Annotated in this window: 1 protein-coding gene; it reads right to left on the reverse strand. The window is 62.8% G+C overall.

Translation table 11 applies throughout. The annotated features are described in order from the left end of the window. Window positions 1–22: 22 nt before the first annotated feature. Window positions 23–1,675, reverse strand: coding sequence for an integrase catalytic domain-containing protein (locus SO180_RS42315; protein WP_449384696.1), 1,653 nt, complete (start codon window positions 1,673–1,675; stop codon window positions 23–25). Window positions 1,676–1,757: the final 82 nt, after the last annotated feature.

Consider the following 1,757-nt stretch of genomic DNA (forward strand, 5'->3'; position numbering starts at 1 on the left):
CGTATTGCCTCAGGAAGGAATGTTACCCGGGATGAAGGTCTGCGAGCTCCGCAGACCGATCTCGAAGCTGCGGCGAACTCGGTGGAGGGGCTGTGGACGGGGCGGAGTGATCATTACACGCAGCGCCGTCCACAGCCCCGGCCCGTATTTCCTCCAGCGGCATGGATACGATGATCGTTTCCGCCACCTTCCGCCGGAAGGACCGAAGCCGGCGTTGAACGATTGAATGCTGCTTGTCGCTAAACGAAGGATCGATGGCGATGAGCCTGCGTACGATGGCCAGCGCAGTGAGCTGCGGTTCGACAGCGAGCCAATTCTCGATCGTCGAGAGATGGGGATCGAGCTTCGAGGGCATGCGAATGCGCTTTTTGTATCGTCGTTTCGGCCGACGATGTGTGGCGCGTACCTCGGTGGCCGTTGCCACGGTGCCGAGCGATTGGGCAAAAATCAGCGGATCAGCCGGCGATACGCCGGCCGTCGTCACAAGACCGCGCTTGCCGATGCGTTCGCCGAGCTCTTCCTGCGCCGCACGGATGTCGGCAAGCAGTTGCACGGGATCCAGAGTGCGGTATGCCGCGCGCAGACGGCGCTTGATCGCCGATGCGAGTTTCGGGTGTGCCAGCGCACGTTCGTACGGCGTAGCCGGCGGATGATAGCGTTTGATGACCTTCGCGCCCTCGCGGCGCTTCTCCTTGAGCTTGAATGACGGCTGGAAGAAGTTCACAAGCAGGCGCGCCGCCGCGTAGAGACGCGCCATCACACGGGCCGTCGCGACCCCATCGAACCGCCCGTAGCCGACGAGCCGCCGCACCACCGCGCCGTTCTTCTGCTCCACGAAAGCCTGATCGTTCTTCTTGTAGGCGCGGGACCGCGTTACCTCGATCTGCTGTGCTCGGCACCATGGAACAACGACGTCGTTCATGAACGCGCTGTCGTTATCGAAGTCGGCACCCCGGATCACCCACGGGAACAGACTTTGTGCTCGCGTCATCGCTTCGACGACGAGGCTACCATCGCGGGTCACCAGGGGCAGACATTCCGTCCATCCCGTGGCGATATCCACCATGGTCAGCGTCTGGATGAACGAGCCGGCCACGCTGGTTCCACCATGCGCGACCATGTCGATCTCACAAAAACCAGGCGGCGGGTTGGCCCAGTCGTTGAAGGTTCTGATCGGCACCTCGCGTCGAATCGCCGAGTAGAATCCAACCCGCCGCCGGCGCCCCCCAGCAGCCGCAACTTTGACGTCGATTAACATTCGATCGATCGTCGCCGCACTCATCGTTACCAGTAGCGCGCGCTCTTCGCTTGTCGGCCTCAGCCGACCATGCCGCTCGAGTGCAGGCAACAGCGCTGGGATCATCGATACGAGGCGTTTGCCGCAGACGCGATCCGAGGCTTCCCACAGCGCGACCAGCGCGTCGCGCACACTGGCGTATCTGCGCCGCCGACTTCTCGCTGGTTCGGTTGCGCCGGTGACTTCCTCTTTCGATGGCGGTCTGGTTGGATCCCTTGCAAGCGACAGTGCTCGCACCGCGTGCTTGCGATGCCAACCCGTCGTTGCCGTCAACTCATCAAGGATGCGTCCCTTCTCAACTCGCCCTGCCGTACGGTAACGCTTCGCCACCGCCGCCAAAACCTCGCGCCGTGCGCCCATGCTGATCCCGCTTGCCATTGGCGCCACCGACCTGATTCGGTGACGCTGCCCCAGTCATCGGCGCGGAATCCTCCGGTAACATTCTCGATGAGGCAATGCG

It is taken from the genome of Bradyrhizobium sp. UFLA05-112, assembly GCF_053572325.1.

What these genes read in the sequence shown, in the direction of transcription:
- SO180_RS42315 (WP_449384696.1), bottom strand. Translation starts at nt 1,675, where the DNA reads ATGGCAAGCGGGATCAGCATGGGCGCACGGCGCGAGGTTTTGGCGGCG.